This is a genomic window from Streptomyces sp. SCSIO ZS0520 (assembly GCF_025643355.1).
GTDB classification, from domain to species: Bacteria; Actinomycetota; Actinomycetes; order Streptomycetales; family Streptomycetaceae; genus Streptomyces; species Streptomyces physcomitrii.
In genome coordinates this window covers 717768-741925 of record NZ_CP092644.1, presented here as the reverse complement: position 1 = coordinate 741925, position 24158 = coordinate 717768, and the positions used below count along the sequence as shown (strand labels likewise).

Below are 24158 nucleotides of genomic sequence, written 5' to 3'. Positions count from 1 at the left end.
GCCGAACCGATCACCTGTGGGGGTAGTCCATGTCGAATGAGGCGCAGCTTCGGGACTTCCTCAAGAGGGTCACCCTCGACCTGCACGAGACCCGCCGCAAGCTGCGCCAGCTGGAGTCCCGCGAGCGCGAGCCCCTGGCCGTCGTCGGTCTCGGCTGCCGCCTCCCCGGCGAGGTGCGCGGCCCCGAGGACTTCTGGGACCTGCTCTCCTCCGGCACCGACGCCGTCTCGGACTGGCCCGCCGACCGCGGCTGGCACCGCGGCCCCGTCGAAGGCGCCGAGGGCTCCCGGCGGCAGGCGGGCTTCGTCCATGACGCCCCCTGCTTCGACCCGGCCTTCTTCGGCATCTCGCCCCGCGAGGCCCTCGCCATGGACCCGCAGCAGCGCCTCCTGCTCGAAGTCGTCTGGGAGGCCCTGGAACACGCGGGCATCGACCCCACCGCGCTGCGCGGCAGCCGCTCCGGTGTCTTCGTCGGCTGCAGCGACCAGGGCTACACCTCCGGTCTGCGCGAGGTCCCCGAGGACGTCCGCGGCCACCTGCTCACCGGCAACTCGATGTCCGTCCTGTCCGGGCGGGTGGCCTACACCCTCGGCCTCGAAGGCCCCGCCGTCACCGTGGACACCGCCTGCTCCTCCTCCCTGGTCGCCCTGCACCAGGCCGCCCAGTCGCTCCAGTCGGGCGAGTGCTCCCTCGCCCTCGTCGGCGGCGTCACCGTGATGTCCGGCCCCGGCGCCTTCATCGAGTTCGGCGCCCAGGGCGGCCTCTCCTCCGACGGCCGCTGCAAGGCCTTCTCCGACGACGCCGACGGCACCGGCTGGGCCGAGGGCGCCGGAATCCTCGTCGTCGAGCGCCTCTCCGACGCCCGGCGCAACGGCCACCGGGTCCTCGCCGTGGTCCGCGGCTCCGCGGTCAACCAGGACGGCGCCTCCAACGGGCTCACCGCGCCCAACGGCCTCGCCCAGCAGCGCGTCATCCTCGCCGCACTCGCCAACGCCGGGGTGCCCGCCGCCGAGGTCGACGCCGTCGAGGCGCACGGCACCGGCACCTCGCTCGGCGACCCCATCGAGGCCGAGGCCCTGCTCGCCACCTACGGGCAGGGGCGCCCCGCCGAGCGCCCGCTGCTGCTCGGATCCGCGAAGTCGAACATCGGCCACACCCAGGCCGCCGCCGGTGCCGTCGGCGTCATCAAGGCGATTCTCGCCCTGAACCACGGCGTCCTCCCGGCCACCCTCCACGCCGAACAGCCCTCCCGCCATGTCGACTGGTCGGCCGGACACCTCCGGGTGCTCACCGAGGCCGCACCGTGGCCCGAGGCCGACCACCCGCGGCGCGTCGGCGTCTCCGCCTTCGGCGTCTCCGGCACCAACGCCCACGCGATCATCGAACAGGCGCCGCAGGCACCCGAGGAGGACGAGGACGCCCCCGCCCCGCGCGCCGCCCTGCCCGTCCTGCCCTGGGTACTGTCCGCCCGCGACGAGACCGCCCTGCGCGCCCAGGCCGGCCGGCTCCTGACCCACCTCACCGCCCACCCCGGCACCGACACCTACGACCTGGCCCACTCCCTGGCGACCACCCGCGCCGCCCTCCCGTTCCGCGCCGCCGTCCTCGGCACCGAGTCCGAGCTGCGCACCGGCCTCACCGCGCTGGCCACCGGCGAAGCACACGAGACCGTGCTCACCGGCCAGGACCGCGGCGAGGGACGCACCGCCTTCCTGTTCGCGGGTCAGGGTTCCCAACGGCTGGGCATGGGACGGGAGTTGTACGAGGCGTTCCCGGTGTTCGCGGAGGCGTTCGACGCGATCTGCGCGCACATCCCCGGGTTGAGGGAGGTCGTGTTCGAGGGCGGGGATCCGGAGGTTCTGCGGCGTACGGAGCATGCTCAGCCCGCGTTGTTCGCGTTCGAGGTGGGGTTGTTCCGTCTGGTCGAATCGTTCGGTGTGCGGCCGGAGTTCGTGGCCGGTCACTCGGTCGGGGAGATCGCTGCCGCGCATGTCGCGGGCGTGTTCTCCCTGGAAGACGCGTGCGCTCTGGTGGCAGCACGCGGTCGTCTGATGCAGCAGCTGCCTTCGGGTGGTGCGATGTGGGCGGTGGAGGCCTCGGAGGCGGAGGTGCTGCCGCTGCTCGAGGGCCGTCCGGAGGTGGGTGTCGCGGCGGTCAACGGGCCGCGTGCGGTGGTGCTTTCGGGTGCTGAGGCCGAAGTCGAGGTGCTGGCTGGTGAGTTGCGGGAGCGGGGTCACCGCGTCAACCGGTTGAAGGTCAGCCACGCTTTCCATTCGCCGTTGATGGAACCGATGGTGGAGGAGTTCCGTGCGGTTGCCGAGGGCGTGACGTACGGGCCTGCGCAGCTCGGCGTCGTCTCGACGCTGACCGGTGCGGTGGCGGACGCGGACGAGTGGGGGGACCCGGCGTACTGGGTGCGCCATGTGCGCGAGGCCGTGCGTTTCGGTGACGGTGTGGAGGCGTTGGCCGCTGCCGGGGTGACCCGGTTCCTGGAGATCGGGCCGGACGGCACCCTGACCGCACTCGCCGCCCACACCCTGTCGGAGAACGACCGGCTCCTGTTCAACTCCGCCCAGCGCAAGGACCGTTCGGAGCCGGAGGCGCTGCTCGGCGCGCTCGCCCGGCACCATCTGCACGGCGGCGAGCTGGCCTGGTCCGCGCTGCTGCCGGGGGCGCACACCGTCGCTCTGCCGACCTACGCCTTCCACCGCGACCGCTACTGGCTCGAACGCTCCTACGCCGCCGACGGCTCGGCCGCCGAGCCGAGCCGCCACCACCACGAGGTCGTCTGGCGCTCCGTCTCCGGACTGTCCGACACCGCCCGCCTGACCGGGCGCTGGCTCTGCGTGCTCCCGTCCGCATCGCCGGACCCCGAGGCCTACGAGACCCTGCGGACCGCCCTGGCGGATGCCGGGGCCGAACCGGTCTCCCTGACCCATGAGCCGGACACCTCGCGGGAGGAACTGGCCGCACGCCTCACCGAGGCCGCCGAGGACACCGGCCTGGCAGGCGTCGTCTCCCTGCTCCCGCTGAGCGAGGGCGAGCACGAGGACGTGCCGTCCGGGCTGCTCCACTCGGCGCTCCTGGTGCAGGCCCTCGGCGACGCCGGGATATCCGCTCCGCTCTGGACGCTCACCCGCGGCGCCGTCGCGGCCACCTCCGAGGACGTCGGCCCCCGCCCGGAGCAGGCCGCGGTCTGGGGCCTCGGCCGGGTCGCCGCCCTGGAGCACCCCGACCGCTGGGGCGGTCTGATCGACCTGCCGGAGACGCTCGACCGGCGCTCCGCGGCACGCCTCGCCGGACTGCTGGCGGGCGCTCCCACCGGGGGCGAGGACCAGGTGGCCGTCCGGCCGGGCGCCGCCCTCGGCCGCAGGCTTGTTCCCGCCGTCCAGGAGAAGGAGGCCGCCTGGACCCCGGCGGGCACCGTCCTGGTGACGGGCGGAACGGGCGCCCTGGGCAAGCGGGTTGCCCGCTGGGCCGCCGAACAGGGCGCCGCCCACCTGCTGTTGGTGAGCAGGCGCGGCGACGAAGCCCCCGGCGCCGTCGAACTCCGCGAGGAGCTCACCTCCCTCGGCGCAGAAGTGACCTTCGCCGCGCTCGATCTGACGGACCGTGAGGCGGTGCGCGGGCTGTTCGAGGGCCACGAGGTGGACGCCGTCGTCCACACCGCGGGTGTGCTCGACGACGGTGTGCTCTCCGGGCTGACCGAGGAGCGGTTCCGCAGCGTGTTCCGCGCCAAGGTCGTCGGCGCGCGGCACCTGGACGAACTGAGCCGCGGCCGTGAACTCTCCGCCTTCGTCCTCTTCTCCTCCTTCGCCGGCACCGTCGGCTCCCTCGGCCAGGCCAACTACGCCGCCGCCAACGCCATGCTGGACGCGCTGGCCGAGGAGCGCAGGGCCGCGGGTCTGCCGGGCACGTCGATCGCCTGGGGTCCCTGGGCGGGCGGAGGGATGGCCGCCGACGCCGCGGCCGAGGAGCGCCAGGTACGCGGTGGGGTGAGCCTCCTCGACCCGGCGGACGCACTGGAGGCACTGGCCGCCCGCGCCACCGGCACCGCCGCCGCCCTCCTCGTCGCCGACATCGACTGGGACCGCTTCGTCCCGGCCTTCACCGCCGTCCGCCCCAGCCCGCTGCTCGCCGAGCTGCACCGCGCCCCTGCCTTGCCCGAGTCCGGCACCGAGGACACCCATGGCCTCCGTGGGCGTCTTGCGGGGTTGCCGGTGGAGGGGCAGTTGCGTGAGGTGTTGGAGTTGGTGCGGTCGCGTGCTGCTGGGGTGTTGGGGTTTGCGGGTGCGGGGGAGGTGGGTGCGGAGCGTTCGTTCCGTGATCTGGGTGTGGATTCGTTGATCGCGGTGGAGTTGCGCAATGTGCTGGCGTCGGTGTGTGGGGTGTCGTTGCCGGCGACGGTGGTTTTTGATTATCCGACGCCGTTGGCGTTGGCGGGGTTCTTGCGGGATGAGGTGTGCGGGGGTGCGGTCGCGGAGGCGGCTGGTGCTGCTGTGGTGCCCGTGGCGGGTGCTGTCGGGGATGAGCCGGTGGCGATCGTGGGGATGGCGTGCCGTTTCCCGGGTGGGGTGGATTCCCCTGAGTCGTTGTGGGAGTTGCTGGTCCAGGAGCGGGACGGGATCACCGACTTCCCCACGGACCGCGGCTGGGACCTCGACCTGATCTTCGGCGCCGACAAGGACAACCCCTACGCCAGTCACACCCGCAGCGGCGGCTTCCTCGACGGCGTCGGTGGTTTTGATGCGGAGTTCTTCGGGGTGTCTCCGCGTGAGGCGTTGGCGATGGATCCGCAGCAGCGGTTGCTGTTGGAGGCGTCGTGGGAGGCGGTGGAGCGCTCGGGGATGGATCCGCGGTCGCTGCGGGGGAGCCGGACGGGCGTTTTCGCGGGCACCAACGGCCAGGACTATCCGGTGCTGCTGGGTGTCTCGGAGGGGGACTTCGGGGGCTACGTGGGCACGGGCAGCGCGGCCAGTGTGGTGTCGGGCCGTGTGTCGTACGTGCTGGGGCTTGAGGGTCCTGCGGTGACGGTGGACACGGCGTGCTCGTCGTCGTTGGTGGCCTTGCATCTGGCGGTGCGTTCGGTGCGCTCGGGGGAGTGTGATCTGGCGCTTGCGGGTGGGGCGACGGTGATGTCGACGCCGGGTGCGTTTGTGGAGTTCTCCCGTCAGGGTGGTCTGGCGGTGGATGGCCGGTGCAAGGCGTTCGGTGAGGGTGCGGATGGTACGGGGTGGGGTGAGGGTGTCGGTGTTGTGGTGGTGGAGCGCTTGTCGGTGGCGCGTGCGAAGGGGCATCGGGTTCTGGCGGTAGTGCGTGGGTCCGCGGTCAATCAGGACGGTGCGTCCAACGGTCTGACCGCGCCGAATGGTCCCTCGCAGCAGCGGGTGATTCGTGCGGCTCTGGCTGATGCGGGTGTGTCTGCCGATGGTGTGGATGTGGTGGAGGCGCACGGTACGGGGACGGCGTTGGGTGATCCGATCGAGGCGCAGGCTCTGCTGGCGACGTACGGGCAGGACCGGCCGATGGAGAGTCCGTTGTGGTTGGGGTCGGTGAAGTCGAATCTTGGTCATACGCAGGCTGCTGCGGGTGTGGCGGGTGTGATCAAGATGGTGGAGGCGTTGGGGCGTGGGGTGTTGCCCGCCTCGTTGCATGTGGGGGCACCGTCGTCGCGGGTGGACTGGTCTGCGGGTGCGGTGCGGGTGTTGGAGGAGTCGTGCGGGTGGCCGGAGGTGGAGGGTCGTCCGCGGCGTGCGGGTGTGTCGTCGTTCGGGTTGAGCGGGACGAACGCACACGTGATCTTGGAGCAGGCGCCTGAGGACCTGTCCGGTGGGGGTGAACTCCCGGCAGACGAAGGGTCGTTGGCGCAGACCGACACCGACACCGACACCGACACCGGCGCAGGCATCGATGTTGCTGGTGTTCCGGTGGCGTGGGTGGTGTCGGGGCGTGGTCGCGGTGCGTTGAGTGCGCAGGCGGAGCGTCTGGCTGCCTGGGTCGAGGAGCAGCCCGGTGTGGATGTGCGGGCTGTGGGTCGTGCACTGGCGTTGACGCGTTCGGCGTTCGAGGACCGTGCCGTGGTGCGTGGCTTTGACCGTGAGGAACTGCTTGCCGGTCTGGGGGCGTTGGCGCGGAGTGAGACCTCGCCGCGGGTGACGCTCGGCACGGTGGTTGAGGGTCGGTTGGCGTTCCTGTTCGCGGGTCAGGGCGCCCAACGCCCAGGCATGGGGCGGGAGTTGTACGAGGCCTTCCCTGCATTCGCGGACGCCTTCGACGCGATCTGCTCACAGCTCGGCGAAGAGCTGCGAGACGTCGTCTTTGGTGAGGACACTGACCGGCTGAACGAGACCGGCTGGACGCAGCCCGCCCTCTTCGCCTTCGAGGTGGCCCTGTTCCGTCTGCTCGAATCGTTCGGCGTACGCCCGGACTTCGTGGCCGGTCACTCCGTCGGGGAGATCGCGGCGGCGCACATCGCGGGCGTGTTCTCCCTGGAAGACGCGTGCGCCCTGGTGTCTGCGCGTGGCCGTCTGATGCAGCAACTGCCCGCAGGCGGAGCCATGTGGGCGGTGGAGGCCTCCGAGGCGGAAGTCCTGCCTCTCCTCGAAGACCGTCCGGAGGTCGGTATCGCGGCGGTCAACGGCCCCCGAGCCGTGGTCCTTTCCGGCGCCGAGGCCGAAGTCCAAGCCCTCGCAACCGAGTTGAATGAGCAGGGTCACCGCACCAACCGGCTGAAGGTCAGCCACGCCTTCCACTCACCGTTGATGGACCCGATGCTGGAGGAGTTCCGCACCCTCGCCGAGAGCCTGACCTACGAGACCCCGCAACTCCCCGTCGTTTCCACCCTGACCGGCGCCACAGCCGAAGCGGATGAGTGGACGAACCCCGCCTACTGGGTCCGTCACGTCCGCGAAGCCGTCCGCTTCGCCGACGGCATCAAAGCCCTGGCAGGCGCGGGAGTCACCCGCTTCCTGGAGATCGGGCCCGACGGCACCCTCACCGCCCTCGCCGCCACCAACCTGCCGGAGGAAGGGGACCACCTCCTCACTCCCGCGCAGCGCAAGGACCGACCCGAGGCCGACAGCCTGGTGGCCGCTGTCGGGGCGCTGTTCGCCGGGGGTGTGCCGGTGGACTGGACGCCGCTGCTCGGGCAGGCGGGCGGGGCGGCGCTGCCCCTCGTACCGACCTATGCCTTCCAGCGGTCCTGGTACTGGCCCGAGCCGCGTGGTGGGGAGCGGGCCGGATCGGTGCAGGACCCGGCCGACGCGGCGTTCTGGGAGGTCGTCGAGCGCGGGGACGCGGCCGAACTCGCCGGTGTGCTGGACCTCGACGGTGAGGACCTGGACCGCGTGGTGCCCGCCCTGTCCGCCTGGCGGCAGGCGCAGCACGAGCGCCGGGCCGCGGACGGACTGCGCTACACCGTGCGCTGGGAGCGGCTCGGCCTTCCCGAGGCGCCCGCGGTGCCGGGCCGCTGGCTGCTGCTCCAGCCGGAGGGGCGGGACGAACCGCTGCCCGGCATCGAGGAGTTCGTGCCCGGGGTGGAGCGCGTGAGGTGTGCGCCGGAGGCCTCCCGCGGTGAGGTGGGCGCCGTGCTCACCGCCGCCTCGGAGGGCGGGGAGCCGCCCGCCGGGGTGCTCGCCTGCCCGCAGGACGCCCACGCCGCGCTCGCCGTGGTGCAGGCGACCGGCGACACCGTGCCCTCGGCCCGGCTGTGGCTGGTCACGAGTGGTGCCGTCGCCCCGGGCGGCGGCAGCGAGGCCCCCGTCCGGCCCGACCAGGCCGCCGTGTGGGGTCTGGGCCGGGTAGCCGCGCTGGAGGCCCCCGAGCGCTGGGGCGGTCTGGCCGACCTGCCCGCACACGCCGACCGCCGGGCGCTTGCCGGGCTGGCGGCCGTGCTCGCCTCCGGTGCGGAGGACCAGGTGGCCGTCCGCGGCGCCGCCGCCTTCGGCCGCAGGCTGGCGCACGCCCCCGCGGCCGCCGCCGCCGCCGCGGACTGGAGCGCACCGCGCCGCGTGCTGCTCACCGGAGGCACCGGTGCGCTCGGTGCCCGGGTGGCACGCTGGGCGGTGAGCCGGGGCGCGCGGGAGCTCGTCCTGGTCAGCCGCCGCGGTCCGAAGGCGCCCGGCGCCCCGGAGCTGCGCGCCGAGTTGGAGGCCGCGGGTGCCCAAGTCGCCCTGGTGGCCTGTGACATGGGCGAGCGGGAGGAGGTCGCCCGGCTGCTTGCCGAGCACCCGGTGGACGCCGTGGTGCACGCGGCCGGAGTCCTCGACGACGAGGTGATCGCCGCCACCACCCCCGAGCAGTTGGACGCCGTCCTGCGCGCCAAGGCAGTCGCCGCCGACCACCTCGACGAACTGACCCGTACCGCGGAACTGACGGACTTCGTCGTCTTCTCCTCCATCGCCGGGGTCTGGGGCAGCGGCGGCCAGGCCGCCTACGCCGCCGCCAACGCCCACCTCGACGCGCTGGTCGAACGCCGCAGGACCCGCGGCCTGCCGGGCACCGCGGTGGCCTGGGGTCCCTGGGGCGGCACCGGCATGGCCGCCGAGGAGGAGGCGCAGGAACTCCTCCGCCGCCGGGGCCTGCTGCCGCTCGACCCGGAGACCGCGCTGACCGCGCTGGGCAGCGCCCTCGCCGCCCGGGACACCGCGGTGGTGGTCGCCGACGTCGACTGGCCGCGGTTCGCCCCCGCCTTCACCACCGGCCGGCCCAGCCCGCTGCTCGGCGCGCTGCCCGAGGCCGTCGTCGACTCCGGCCCGCAGGGCGAGGCCGACGGTGCCGCCGCCGCGCTGCGTGACCGGCTCGCCCCGCTCGGCGGGGAGGAACGCGCCGCCGCGCTCCTGGAGTTGGTGCGGGAACGGGCCGCCGCCGCGCTCGGCCACGGCGACCCGGCGCCCGTCGCCGCGGGCCGCGCCTTCCGCGAGATGGGCTTCGACTCGCTCACCGCGGTCGAGCTGCGCAACGACCTGAGGGCGGCCACCGGTGTCGCCCTGCCCTCCACGCTGGTCTTCGACCACCCGACCCCGCTGGCCGTCGCCGCCCGGCTCCGCGACGAGCTCTTCGGCGCCGAGTCGAGCGAGACCGCGCCCGTGGCCGCCGCGCTGGACACCGACCCCGTGGTCGTCGTCGGCATGGGATGCCGCCTGCCGGGCGGTGTCGACGGACCCGACGCGCTGTGGGAACTGCTCGCCGCGGGGGAGGACGCCGTCGCCGGGTTCCCCGAGGACCGCGGCTGGGACCTGGGGTCCCTCCTGGAGATCAGCGACACCCGTTCCGGCGGCTTCCTCTCCGGGGCCTCCGCCTTCGACGCCGCCTTCTTCGGCATCAGCCCGCGCGAGGCGCAGGCCCTCGACCCCCAGCAGCGCCTGGTCCTGGAGACTTCCTGGGAGGCCCTGGAGCGGGCCGGTGTCGCGCCGACCGGTCTGAAGGGCTCGCGCACCGGCGTCTTCGTCGGCGCGGGCGGCTCCGGTTACGCGACCGGGCTGCGGGAGATCCCGGAAGGGCTCGGCGGGCACCTGCTCACCGGCCAGGCCGGCAGTGTGGTCTCCGGCCGGGTGTCCTACGCCCTGGGTCTGGAGGGCCCGGCGGTCACCGTCGACACCGCCTGCTCCTCCGCCCTGGTCGCCCTGCACCTGGCGGCCCAGTCGCTGCGCTCGGGCGAGTGCGACCTCGCGCTCGCCGGAGGCGTCACCGTCATCGCCGACCCGGGCGCCTTCGTGGAGTTCAGCCTCCAGGGCGGCCTCGCCCCCGACGGGCGCTGCAAGGCCTTCGCCGAGGAGGCCGACGGCACCGGCTGGTCCGAGGGCGTCGGCGTGCTCGTCGTCGAGCGACTGTCGGACGCCCGGCGCCACGGCCACCCCGTCCTCGCCGTGGTCGAGGGCACGGCCGTCAACCAGGACGGTGCCTCCAACGGTCTGACGGCGCCGAACGGCCCGTCCCAGCAGCGGGTGATCCGGCAGGCGCTGGCCGCGGCCGGTCTGTCCCCCTCGGACGTGGACGCGGTGGAGGCGCACGGTACGGGCACCACGCTCGGCGACCCGATCGAGGCGCAGGCCCTGCTCGCCACGTACGGCCAGGACCGCGAGGAGGACCGGCCGCTGTGGCTCGGCTCGGTCAAGTCCAACCTCGGGCACACCCAGGCCGCCGCGGGCGCCGTGGGCCTCATCAAGATGGTGCTCGCGCTGCGCGAGAACACCCTGCCGCGCACCCTGCACGCCGGGGCGCCGACCACGCAGGTCGACTGGAGCGCGGGACACGTCCGGCTCCTCGACGAACCGGTCGCCTGGCCCGGCGGGGAACGGACCCGCAGGGCCGGTGTCTCGGCCTTCGGGGTGTCCGGCACCAACGCGCACGTCATCGTCGCCGAACCCCCGGCCGCGCCCCGCGCCGCGACGGACGCCCCGCGGGGCGGACACCCCGTACCGTGGCTGCTCTCGGCCCGCAGCGCCGCCGCCCTGCGCGCCCAGGCCGCGCGCCTGCTCGGCCATGTCGCCCAGCGGCCCGCGCTGCACCCGGCCGACATCGGCCACGCCCTGGCGTTCACCCGGGCACCCCTGGAGCACCGGGCGGTCGTCTCCGGCGCGGAGCACGGTGAACTGCTGGCCGGACTCGCCGCGCTCGCCGAGGGGGACCCCTCGCCCGCGGTCGTCACCGGCGACACCCTGACCGAGGGCGGCACCGCCTTCCTCTTCGCCGGACAGGGCACCCAGCGCCCCGGCATGGGCCGCGAACTGCACGCCGCCTTCCCGGTGTACGCGGAGGCCTTCGACACCGTCTGCGGACATTTCGAGGGGCTGCTCCCGCGTCCGCTCGCCGAGGTCGTCTTCGGCACCGACGAGGCCGAGCTGTCCCGTACCGAGTACGCGCAGCCCGCCCTGTTCGCGGTCGAGGTCGCCCTCTTCCGGCTCCTGGAGTCCTGGGGGGTGCGCCCCGGCCACCTGCTCGGCCACTCCGTGGGGGAGCTGGCCGCCGCCCATGTGGCGGGAGTCTTCACGCTGCCCGACGCCTGCCGCCTGGTCGCCGCCCGCGGCCGGCTCATGCAGGCGCTGCCGGAGGGCGGGGCGATGGCCGCCCTGGAGGCCGCGGAGGAGGAGGTGCTCCCGCTGCTGCTCGGACGCGAGGACGCGCTCGGCCTCGCCGCCGTCAACGGCCCCCGCTCCGTGGTGATCTCGGGGGACGAGGAGGCGGTGCGGGAGATCGCCGCGGACTTCGCGGCACGCGGGCGCAGGACCACCCGCCTCGCGGTCAGCCACGCCTTCCACTCGCCCCGTATGGAACCCATGCTGGCGGAGTTCCGGGCCGTGGCGCAGAGCGTCGCCTACGCGGAGCCGCGCCTCCCGCTCGTCTCCGACCTCACCGGACAGCCGGCCGCCGAGGGCGAACTCACCGACCCCGGCTACTGGGTGCGGCACGTGCGTGAAGCGGTGCGCTTCCACGACGGACTCGCCCGCCTGGAGGCCCTCGGCGCCGACCGGCACCTCGAACTCGGACCCGACGCCACCCTGGCCACGCTCGCCCGCGGCGCCTGGGGGACACCCGCACTGCTGGCCGTGCCCGCCCTCGACAAGGACCGGCCCGAGACCCTGTCCCTGGTGTCCGCCGTCGGGGCGCTGCACACCCGCGGCGTACCGGTGGACTGGAGCGCGGTCCTCGGCGCTCTCGCGCCCGGCTCCCGCCCCGTCGAACTGCCCACCTACGCCTTCCAGCACCGCTCGTACTGGATCACCGGCTCCGCCGACCAGGGCGACCCGGCCGCGGCCGGACTGGTGGCCGCCGCGCACCCGATGCTCGGCGCGGTGGTGCCCTCCGCCGTCGACGGGACCCTGCTGCTGACCGGCCGCCTCTCCGGCCGCACCCAGACCTGGCTCGACGACCACCGGCTGGCCGGACGGCCCGTCGTCCCCAGTACCGCCTTCCTCGAACTCGCCCTGCGCGCGGGCGCGCACACCGGCTGCGAGCAGGTGACCGAACTCGTCCTGGAGAGCCCGCTCGTCCTGCCCGAAGCAGGCGGCCTCGCGCTGCAGATACGGGTCGAGGCACCCGACGCCCGCGGCCGGCGCGCCTTCGGTGTGCACGCCCGCCCGGGCGGAGCCGAGACCGGCGCGCCCTGGACCCGGCACGCCGGGGGCATCCTGGCTGCCGGAGAGCCGGAAGCGGGCCACGACCTGAGCCAGTGGCCGCCCGCCGGGGCCGCGGAACTCGACACCGAGGGGCTGTACGAGAGGCTGCGGGAGGCCGGACTCGACTACGGCGAGGTCTTCCGCGGACTGCGCACCGCCTGGCAGGACGCGGAGGCCGTCTACGCGGAGGTCGCGCTGCCCGGCGACCGGGAGGACGAGGCCGCCCGCTACGACCTGCACCCCGCCCTGCTCGACGCGGCCCTGCACCCGCTCGGCCTCGGGGCGCTCGACGGACTCGGCGAGGGCCGCGTCCTGTTCTCCGCCTCCTCGGTCTCCCTCCACGCGGCGGGCGCGACGACGCTGCGGGTGCGCCTGGAGCGCACCGGCGCCGACACCCTCGCGCTGACCGCCGCCGACACCGCCGGTGAGCCCGTCCTGCACATCGGCTCCCTCCTGATGCGGCCCGTACCCGCCGCCGAGCCGGGCGCGGACGTACCGGAGGACACGGCGGCCCCGGCCGAACCGCTCGCCGCCGCGCCGGTGACGGCCCCGGCCCGCCGCCGCGCCGCCACCCGCACCCAGCCGGCCGGAAGCATGCTGGAACGCCTGGCGACCCGGCCCGCCGCCGAGCGCGAGCGCACCCTGCTGGCCGCGGTGCGGGCCCAGATCGCCGGGGTGCTCGGCCACGACGACCCCGAAGAGGTCGAGCCCGCACGGCCGTTCACCGACCTCGGCCTGACCTCCCTCACCGCCGTCGAACTGCGCAACGGGCTCAGCACCACCCTCGGCGTCACCCTGCCCGCCACCCTGGTCTTCGACCACCCCACGCCCGCGGGCCTCGCCCGGCACCTCGCCCGGGACCTCTTCGAGGCCGCCGGGCAGGGAACCGCGGCCACCGCCCCGCGCCCGGTCGACGACGACCCGATCGTCGTCGTCGGCATGGCCTGCCGCTACCCGGGCGGCATCGGCAGCCCCGAGGAGCTCTGGGAGCTGGTGAGCGCCGGACAGGACGGCATCTCGCCGCTGCCCACCGACCGCAACTGGAGCCCCGAGCGGCTCTACCACCCCGACCCGGACCACCCGGGCACGGTCTACACCCGCGAGGGCGGCTTCCTGCACGACGCCAGCCGGTTCGACCCCGCCTTCTTCGCCATCAGCCCGCGCGAGGCCCTCGCCATGGACCCGCAGCAGCGGCTCCTCCTGGAGGTCTCCTGGGAGGCGCTGGAGCGCGCCGGGATCGACCCGGTCGCCGCCCGCGGCTCGCACACCGGCGTCTTCGCGGGTGTCACCTACCAGGACTACGTCACGATCCTGGCCGCCTCCGACGACGACTTCGAGGGCTACGTCGGCACCGGCAACTCGCCCAGCGTGCTGTCCGGGCGGATCTCCTACGCCCTCGGACTCGAAGGCCCGGCCGTCTCCGTGGACACCGCCTGCTCCTCCTCGCTGGTCGCCCTGCACCTGGCCGCCCAGTCGCTGCGCCAGGGCGAGTGCGAACTGGCCCTGGCAGGCGGCGTCACCGTGATGTCGACCCCCGGCTCCCTCATCGAGTTCAGCCGCCAGCGCGCTCTCGCCGAGGACGGCCGCTGCAAGCCCTTCTCCGCGGACGCGGACGGAGCGAGCTGGGCCGAGGGCGTCGGCATGATCGTCCTCGAACGGCTCTCCGACGCCCGCCGCAACCACCACCAGGTGCTCGCCGTGGTCCGCGGCAGCGCCCTCAACCAGGACGGCGCGTCCAACGGCCTGACCGCGCCGAACGGTCCGTCCCAGCAGCGGGTGATCCGCCAGGCGCTGGCCGCCGCGGGTCTCGCCCCGTCCGAGGTGGACGCGGTGGAGGCGCACGGCACCGGTACGACGCTCGGCGACCCGATCGAGGCGCAGGCCCTGCTCGCCACGTACGGCCAGGACCGGGAGGAGGACCGGCCGCTCTGGCTCGGCTCGCTGAAGTCCAACATCGGCCACAGCCAGGCCGCCGCGGGCGTCGGCGGCGTCATCAAGATGGTGATGGCGCTGCGCCACGGCGTCCTGCCGCGCACCCTGTACGCGCAGAACCCCACCCCGCACGTCGACTGGACCGCGGGCCACGTCCGGCTGCTGACCGAGGAGCAGCAGTGGCCCGACGCCGGGCGTCCGCGCCGCGCGGGCATCTCCTCCTTCGGCATGAGCGGCACCAACGCGCACGTCATCGTCGAGCAGCCCCCGGCCGCCGACCCGCGGCAGCAGACCACCACCGCGCCGCCCGTGGTGCCCGTACTGGTCTCCGGCCGCACCCGGACGGCGCTGCGCGCCCAGGCGGCCCGGCTGCGCACCCACCTCAGGGCCAAGAAGGATCTGCCGCTCACCGACGCCGCCTACACCCTCGCCTGCGGCCGCCCCGCCTTCGAGCACCGCGCCGCGGTCCTCGCCGGGGACGCCGCCGAACTGGACGAGGCCCTGGCGGCGCTCGCCTCCGACGGCCCGCTGGCCGGGCCCGCCCTGGTGGCCGAGGCCGTCTCCGGCGGCGCCCAGCCCGTCCTCGTCTTCCCCGGGCAGGGCGCCCAGTGGGCCGGTATGGCCCGCGAACTCCTCGACGAATCACCGGTGTTCGCCGCCGCCGTCGAGGAGTGCGCCCGCGCCCTGGCGCCGTACACCGACTGGTCCCTGACCGCGGTGCTGCGCGGCGAGGAGGACGCCGCCGACCTCGGCCGCGTCGATGTCGTCCAGCCCGCGCTGTGGGCCGTGATGGTGTCCACCGCCGCGCTGTGGCGCTCCCTCGGGGTGGTGCCCGCCGCGGTCGTCGGGCACTCCCAGGGCGAGATCGCCGCGGCCTGCGTGGCGGGGGCGCTGAGCCTGGAGGACGGCGCCCGCGTCGTCGCCCTGCGCAGCCGGGCCCTGGTCCGCATCGCCGGTACCGGCGGCATGATGTCCGTACCGCTGCCCGCGAAGGAGACCCGGGAGCGCCTGGCACCGTGGGAGGGGCGGCTCGCGCTCGCCGCCGCCAACGGCCCCTCCTCGACCGTGGTCTCCGGCGAGGCCGAGGCCCTCGACGAGCTGTACACCGCCCTCACCGGGGACGGCGTCCGCGCCCGCAAGGTCCCGGTCGACTACGGCTCGCACTCCGCGCAGGTCGAGGAGATCCGCGAGGCCGTCCTCGAAGCCCTCGACGGCCTCGACCCCCGGGAGCCGGAGATCCCCTTCCGGTCCACGCTCACCGGCGACTGGCAGGAGAGCGCGGAGCTGGACGCCGCCTACTGGTACAACGGCCTGCGCGAGACCGTCCGCTTCGAGGAGGCCGTACGCGGCCTGATCGCCGCGGGGCACCGCACCTTCCTGGAGGTCGGCCCGCACCCGGTGCTCGCCGTCGGACTGCGCGAGACCCTGGAGGACGCGGGCGCGGCCGGGGCCGTGCTCGGCTCGCTCCGCCGTGACCAGGGCGGGCTGCGCCAGTTCCTCACCGCCGTCGCCGACGCCCATGTGCACGGTGTCGCCCTCGACTGGGAGGCCGTCTTCGCCGGTACCGGGGCCACCCGCACCGAACTGCCGACCTACCCCTTCGAGCACCGCCGCTACTGGCCGGCCATCCGCGAGGGCGCGGCCGAGGCGTCGGGCGGCGCCCCCGAGGGCTCCGTCGAGGCGCGCTTCTGGGAGACCGTCGAGCAGGAGGACCTCGAAGCCCTCACCGACGCCCTCGAACTGCCCGCGGACGCCCCGCTCAGCAGCCTGCTGCCCGCGCTGTCGACCTGGCGGCGCTCCGGCCGGGAGCGCTTCGAGGCCGACGGCTGGCGCTACCGCGTCGGCTTCACCCCGCTCGCCGGTGCCGCCTCCGGCGCGCTGAGCGGCACCTGGCTGCTCGTCCTGCCCCATGACACCGGCGGACGCGCGGAGTTGGCCGAGGCCGTCGCCGACGCCCTCACCGCGGGCGGGGCACGCTCCGTACGGCGGGTCGTGCTCGGCGCGGACGACGTCGACCGGGCGGCGCTCACCGCGCTGCTCACCGCGGACGACGAGGCCGCCCCGGACGGGATCCTGTCGCTGCTCGCCCTCGACGAGCGCGCGCACCCCGGGCACCCCGCCGTCCCGGTCGGCCTCGCCGCCACCCTCGCCCTGGTGCAGGCCCTCGGCGACCTGGGCCTCCAGGCCCCGCTGTGGAACGCCACCAGCGGCGCCGTCCGGGCCGGTTCCGCGGACGCCGCACCCAACCCCGCGCAGTCCCTGGTCTGGGGCTTTGGCCGGGTCGCCGCCCTGGAGCACTCCGAGCGCTGGGGCGGTCTCGTCGACCTGCCCGCCGCACTGGACCCGCGGGGCGCCACCCGCCTGGCCGCCCTCCTCGCCGACTCCGGCCAGGAGGACCAACTCGCGCTGCGCCCCGCCGGGGTGTTCGGCCGCCGCCTCTTCCACGCACCGGGCAGCCTCGCCGCCGGACCCTCCTGGCGGCCGCGGGGCACGGCCCTGATCACCGGCGGCACCGGCGCCCTCGGCCGCCACCTGGCGCGCTGGCTCGCCGACCGCGGCGCCACCCGCCTGATCCTGGCGGGCCGCCGCGGCGCCGAGGCGCCCGGAGCGGTCGAGCTGCGGGACGAACTGGCCGCGCGGGACGTCGAGGTGGTCCTCGCCGCCTGCGACGTCTCGGACCGCGAGGCGCTGGCCCGCCTGCTGGCGGAGGTGCCCGCCGAGCAGCCCCTGGACAGCGTGTTCCACGCGGCCGGCTCCCTCGACGACGGCGTCGTCGACTCCCTGGACCCGGCCCGGATGGAGCCCGTGCTGCGGGGCAAGGCCACCGCCGCCCGCAACCTGCACGAACTCACCCGGGACCTCGACCTGTCCGCCTTCGTGCTCTTCTCCTCCAGCGCGGGTGTGCTCGGCGGCGCCGGACTCGGCAACTACGCCCCCGGCAATGCCCTGTTGGACGCCCTCGCCGAGGAACGCCGCGCCGCGGGCCTGCCCGCGACCGCCGTCTCCTGGGGGCTGTGGGCCGACGGCGGCATGGTCGGCGACGCGGCGGGCGACCGGATGCGGCGCTACGGCGTCCACCCCATGGACACCGCGCTCGCCTGCGAGGCCCTCGGCCGCGCCCTGGACCTCGACGACACCCACGTCATGGTCACCGACCTGCGCTGGGAGACCTACGCGCCCTCCTTCACCGCGCCGCGCCCGAGCCACCTCTTCGACGAACTGCCCACCGCGCACCGGGCACTGGAGGAGGCGGGCCGCACCGCGCAGCCGGAGACCGCGGGGGCCTCCTCGCTCCAGGCCCATCTCGCCTCCCGCCCGGAGTACGAGCGCGCCGGAGCCGTACTGGACATCGTCCGCGGGCACCTCGCGGGCGTGCTCGGCTATGCCCGCGCCGAGGACGTGGACGCCGAACGGCCCTTCACCGACCTCGGCATCGACTCGCTCAGCGCGGTCGAACTGCGCAACGGCCTGAACCGCATCACCGGCCTGAGCCTGCCCAGCACCCTCGTCTTCGACCACCCCAACTGCCGTGCCCTGGCGGACTTCCTGCTCGCGGAGGTCGCCGAGGAGACCGCCTCGGAGCCGCAGGCCGAGGCGCCGAGGGCGGTCGGCGACGGGGACGAGCCCATCGCCGTGGTCGCCATGGGCTGCCGCTTCCCCGGGGGCGTCAGCACCCCGGAGCAGCTCTGGACGATGCTCCTCGACGGCGAGGAGGGCCTGGTGCCCTTCCCCGAGGACCGCGGCTGGGACCTCGGCGCCCTCTACGATCCCGAGCCCGGCAAGCCCGGCACGGTGTACACCCGTACCGGCGGCTTCCTCGACGAGGCCGGTGGATTCGATCCGGGGTTCTTCGGGATCTCGCCGCGTGAGGCGGTGGCGATGGATCCGCAGCAGCGGCTGCTCCTGGAGATGGCCTGGGAGAGCTTCGAGCGCGCCGGAATCGACCCGCGCACCCTGCGCGGCAGCCGTACCGGCGTCTTCGCCGGTACCAACGGCCAGGACTACACCGGCATGCTCGCCGCCTCCGGCGAGGACTACGAGGGCTACCTCCTCACCGGCAACGCCGCGAGTGTCGTCTCCGGCCGCCTCTCGTACACCTTCGGTCTCGAAGGCCCCGCGGTGACGGTGGACACGGCGTGCTCGGCCTCGCTGGTCGCGCTGCACCTCGCGGTGCGCTCACTGCGCTCCGGGGAGTGCGACATGGCTCTCGCGGGCGGCATCACGGTCATGGCCTCACCAGGCCTGTTCGTGGACTTCAGCCGTCAGCAGGGGCTTGCCGAGGACGGCCGGTGCAAGGCCTTCGCGGACGCGGCGGACGGGACGGGTTTCTCCGAGGGCGGCGGTCTGCTGCTTGTGGAGCGTCTGTCGGACGCGCGGGCGAAGGGCCATCCGGTGCTTGCGGTGGTGCGTGGTTCTGCCGTGAACCAGGACGGTGCCTCCAACGGTCTCAGCGCCCCCAACGGTCCCTCGCAACAGCGGGTGATCCGGGCGGCGTTGGCGGATGCGGGGGTGTCGGCGTCCGAGGTGGACGCGGTGGAGGCGCACGGTACGGGCACCAAGCTGGGCGACCCGATCGAGGCGCAGGCGCTCCTTGCGACGTACGGGCGTGAGCGTGCCGGAGCCGAACCGTTGTGGCTGGGTTCGGTGAAGTCGAACGTGGGTCACACCCAGGCGGGTGCGGGTGTGGCGGGTGTGATGAAGATGGTGCTGGCGATGCGCCATGGTGTGCTGCCCGCGACCTTGCATGTGGACGCGCCGTCCTCGCATGTCGATTGGGATGCGGGTGCGGTGCGGCTGCTGGAGCAGGCACGGGACTGGGAGACGCCCGACGGGCGTCCGCGGCGTGCGGGGGTGTCCTCCTTCGGGATCAGCGGCACCAACGCCCACATCGTCCTGGAGGACGCGCCGGAGGAACCCGCCGAGGAGCCGAGCGCTGAGCCTGTCGAGCCCGGGGCCGCCGAGCCCGGGACCCCTCTGCCCTGGGTGCTCACGGCCCGTACCGCCGAGGCCCTGCGGGCCCAGGCCGCGCAGCTCCTCCACCACGTCCAGGACCGCCCCGGCCTCGCCGCCGCGGACCTCGGCCTCTCGCTGACCGCCTCCCGGGCCGTCTTCGAGCACCGTGCCGTGGTCCTCGGCGCCGACCCGGCGGCACTCACCGACGGACTGCGGCTGCTCGCCTCCGGTGAGAGCGGCCCGCACACGGTGACCGGAGTCCACCGCGGCGAGGGCAAGCTCGCCTTCCTCTTCTCCGGCCAAGGCGCCCAACGCCTCGGCATGGGACGGGAGTTGTACGAGACCTTCCCGGTCTTCGCGGAGGCCTTCGACGCGGTCTGCGCCCAGGTCGGCGAGGAGCTGCGCGAGGTCGTCCTCGGCGCGGACGCCGACCGGCTGAACGAGACCGGCTGGACCCAGCCCGCGCTCTTCGCCGTCGAGGTGGCGTTGTTCCGTCTGGTCGAATCCCTGGGCGTGCGGCCGGAGTTCGTGGCGGGTCATTCGGTGGGGGAGATCGCGGCGGCGCATGTGGCGGGGGTGTTCTCGCTGGAGGATGCGTGCGCTTTGGTGTCGGCGCGTGGGCGTCTGATGCAGCAATTGCCTGCCGGTGGTGCGATGTGGGCGGTGGAGGCTTCCGAGGGGGAGGTGCTGCCGCTGCTTGAGAGTCGTCCGCAGGTGGGTGTCGCGGCGGTCAACGGTCCTCGTGCGGTGGTGGTTTCGGGTGTGGAGGCTGAAGTCGCGGCGCTGGCGGCGGAGTTGAGGGCTGCTGGGCGTCGGGTGAGTCGGTTGCGGGTGAGTCATGCGTTCCATTCGCCGCTGATGGAGCCGATGTTGGAGGAGTTCCGTGCGGTGGTGGAGGGGTTGTCCTTCGCGGAGCCGCGGATGGCTGTGGTCTCGGGGCTGACCGGATCTGTCGCGGCTGCGGGGGAGTTGGCGGATCCGGGGTATTGGGTGCGGCATGTGCGCGAGCCGGTGCGGTTCGCGGACTGCGCACGGCTCCTGGGGGAGCAGGGCGTACGCCGCTTCCTGGAGATCGGCCCCGACGGGACCCTGACCGCCATGGCGCAGAGCAGCCTGGAGGACGTCGACGGCGTCTTCCTCGCCCCCGTCCTGCGCAAGGACCGCCCCGAGCGCGAGAGTCTGCTCGACGCGCTCGCCCGCGCCTTCACCCAGGGCGTCGACGTCGACTGGACGCCCCTGTTCGGTGACGCCGCACGGACCGTCGAACTGCCGACCTATCCCTTCCAGCGCCGCCGGTTCTGGCCCAAGCCGCCCGTACTGCTCGGCGATGTGAGCGCCGTCGGCCTGCGCCCGAGCGAGCACCCGCTGCTCGGCGCCGCGGTCGAACTCGCCGGTGGCGACACCTGCGTACTCACCGGACGGCTCAACCTCTCCACCAGCGGCTGGCTCAAGGAGCACGCCCTCACCAGCACCGCCCTCTTCCCGGCCACCGGCTTCCTGGACCTGGCGCTCCACGCGGGCGGCCGGGTCGGCTGCGAGCGGGTCGAGGAACTGACCATCCTGGCCCCGCTGACCCTGCCCGAGCGCGGGGGAGTCCAGGTGCAGGTGCGCGTCGAGGCGCCGGACGCGGACGGCTCGCGCACGGTGACCGTGCACGGGCGCCGCGAGGAGGGCGGACCGGACGGCGAGTGGACCCTGCACGTCAGCGGACGCCTCGCCGCGGCGGGCGAAACCCCGGACCAGCCCTACGACTTCACCCAGTGGCCGCCGCAGGGCGGCGAGGAGGTCCCGCTCGACGGCTTCTACGAGCGCTTCGCCGAGCGCGGCCACCTCTACGGCCCGCTCTTCCAGGGCCTGACCCGGGTGTGGACGCGCGGCGCCGAGGTGTTCGCCGAGGTCGCGCTGCCCGCCGACGCCGACCCCGCCGCCGGGGCCTTCGACCTGCACCCCGCCCTCCTCGACGCGGCTCTGCACGCCGTGATGTTCGTCCCGATGAAGGACGCCGGACGGCTGCCCTTCTCCTGGAACCAGGTGCACCTGGACGCCGTGGGCGCCTCCGCGGTGCGGGTGCGCATGGTCCAGGAGGGCCCGGAGGCCGTGAGCCTCGCGCTCGCCGATCCGGCCGGGCGCCCGGTGGCCTCGGTCGGCTCGCTCACCCTGCGCGAACTCACCGGCGACCTCGACGGATCCACCGTCGGCGCGCCGGAGCGGCAGGGCCTGTACGAGGTGGCCTGGCAGCCCCTGTCCCCGGCGGCCGAACCGGCCACCGCGCCCTGGACCGTCGTCGGCGGCGACTCCGCCCGCGCCCTCGCCGGGGAGCTGACCGCGGCGGGCCTGGACGCCCGGGCGGTCTCCGGTACCGAGGCGCTGACCGAGGCCGGGGACGTCCCCGCGCAGCTCCTGTACGCGGTCCCGGCCACCCCGCCCGGCGACCCGGCGACGGCGGTCAGGGACACCGCCGCGAGCGTGCTCGCCTTCCTCCAGCGCTGGCTGGACGACCCCGCGTTCGGCGCCACCCGGCTCGCCGTGGTGACCCGCGCGGCCACCGCCACCGGCCCCGGCGCCGCCGATCCGGTGCAGGCCGCCGTCTGGGGCCTGGTGCGCTCGGCCCGCTCCGAGAACCCCGGGCGGCTCGTCCTCGTCGACCTCGACGGCAGCCCGGCCTCCGCGGCGGCCCTGCCCGGCGTACTGGACGCCGAGGCCTTCGAGGTCGCCCTGCGCGAGGGTGCCGCGAGCACCCCGCAGATCACGCCGCTCGCCGCGGGACAGGAACTGCCGCCGCCCCCGGACACCGAGGCCTGGCGCCTGGGCGTCACCGAGCCCGGCACCCTGGAGAGCCTGCGCCTGGCCCCCTGCCCGGAGGTGCTGGCCCCGCTCGCCCCGCGCGAGGTGCGCCTCTCGCTGCGGGCCTCGGGCGTCAACTTCCGCGATGTGCTGACCGCCCTCGGCATGTACCCGGGCGAGGCCACGGCCATCGGCCTGGAGGGCGCCGGGGTGATCACCGAGGTCGGCAGCGCGGTGCGCGGACTCGCCCCCGGCGACCGCGTGATGGGCATGTTCGCCGGAGCCTTCGGCCCGGTCGCCGTCGCCGACGAGCGGATGGTCACCCGTATCCCGAAGGGCTGGACCTTCGCGGAGGCGGCGACCGTCCCCATCGTCTACCTGACCGCCTACTACGCCCTCGTCGACCTCGGCGGGCTGCGCGAGGGCGAGAAGGTGCTCGTGCACGCCGCGGCCGGCGGCGTCGGCTCCGCGGCCGTGCAGCTCGCCCGGCACCTGGGCGCCGAGGTCTACGGCACCGCGTCCCCCGCCAAGTGGCAGGCGCTGCGGGCCGCGGGCCTCGACGAGGGGCACCTGGCCTCCTCCCGGGACCTCGCCTTCGAGGAGCACTTCCGGCAGAGCACCCAGGGCGCGGGCTTCGACCTCGTACTCGACTCCCTGGCACGGGAGTTCGTGGACGCCTCGCTGCGGCTGCTGCCGCGCGGCGGGCGCTTCCTGGAGATGGGCAAGACCGATGTACGCGACCCGGAGCAGGTGGCGGCCGACCACCGGGACGTGCGCTACCGGGCCTTCGACCTCGTCGAGGCCGGTCCCGACCGGATCGGCGAGATGCTCGCCGAACTCTCCGAACTCTTCGGCCAGGGCGCGCTGCGGCCGCTGCCCATGGCGGTGTGGGACGTGCGCCGCGCGCCCGAGGCCTTCCGCTTCCTGAGCCAGGCGCAGCACATCGGCAAGGTCGTGCTGACCCTGCCGGTCGCCCCCGACCCGGACGGGACGGTCCTGCTCACCGGCGGCCTCGGCGGCCTCGGCCGGGTCACCGCCCGGCACCTGGTCACCGGGCACGGGGTGCGGCACCTGCTGATCGCGGGCCGCCGCGGACCCGACTCGCCCGGCGCCGCCGAACTGCGCGAGGAACTCACCGCCCTGGGCGCCGAGATCACGGTCGCCGCCTGCGACATCGCCGACCGCACCGCCCTGGCCGCCCTGCTCGACCGCGTCCCGGCCGCGCATCCGCTGACCGCGGTGGTCCACACCGCGGGCGTCCTGGCCGACGGCGTGCTGTCCTCGATGACGCCCGAGCGGCTGGCCGAGGCCCTGCGGCCCAAGGCGGACGCGGTGAGCGCGCTGCACGAGCTGACCCGGGACCTCGACCTCGCCCGGTTCGTCGTCTACTCCTCGGTCGCGGGCACCTTCGGCGGGGCGGGGCAGGCCAACTACTCGGCCGCCAACGCCTTCCTGGACGCCTTCGCCCACCGGCGGCGCGCCGCGGGCCTGCCCGCCGTCTCGCTGGCCTGGGGCACCTGGCTGCCGGACGCCGGGATGACCGGGGAGCTGACCGAGGCCGACCGGGAGCGGCACGCGCGCACCGGCATGGTGCCGCTCGGACCCGAGCGCGGCATGCGCCTGCTCGACGCCGCCTTCGGCAGCGACCGGGCCGCGCTGCTGCCGATGGACCTGGACCCCCAGGCCCTGCGCGAGCACCACGACGTCCTGCCGGTCCTGCTGCGCGGCCTGGTCCGCGCACCGGCCCGGCGGCGGGCGGGCGCCGCGCCCGCGGCGGCCCCGGCGGCGAGCGAGCGGAGCCTGCCCGAGCAGCTCGCCCCGCTGCCCGCGGCCGACCGGGAGCAGCTGGTCCTCGACCTGGTCTGCACCCAGGCCGCGGCCGTGCTCGGCCACGGCTCCGGGCACGAGATCGACCCGGAGCAGACCTTCAAGGAACTCGGCTTCGACTCCCTCACGGCGGTCGAACTGCGCAACCGGATCACCGCGGCCACCGGGCTGCGGCTGCCGGCCACGCTGGTCTTCGACTACCCCACCCCGCAGGCACAGGTCGCGCTCCTGCTGGCCCGACTCGACCTGCCCGAACCCCCCGGCACCGCCCAGGCCCTGCTCGCCGACCTGGACCGGCTCGACACGGCCCTGCACGGCAGCGACGTGGACCCCGCCGACCGGGACCGCGTCACCGCCCGCCTGCACGCGCTGCTCGCCCGCTGGCAGGGAGAGCCCCTGCCCGAGGCGCCGTCCGCGGCGCCGGACGAGGACGACGACCTCGCCGGAGCGGCGACCGCGGGCGAGCTCTTCGACCTGATCGACCGGGAGCTCGGCGAGGCCTGAACGCCCCGCCCGACCCGGTACCCCCCGACGCCACCGGCCCGC

Annotated in this window: 1 protein-coding gene; it reads left to right on the top strand. The window is 74.8% G+C overall.

Features of this window, described 5'->3' with window-relative positions:
* The first annotated feature begins 29 nt into the window (after window positions 1–29).
* A complete protein-coding gene (locus MID12_RS02545) occupies window positions 30–24116 on the top strand; it encodes a type I polyketide synthase (RefSeq protein WP_317633359.1) in 24087 nt (8028 codons plus the stop codon).
* Window positions 24117–24158 lie beyond the last annotated feature (42 nt).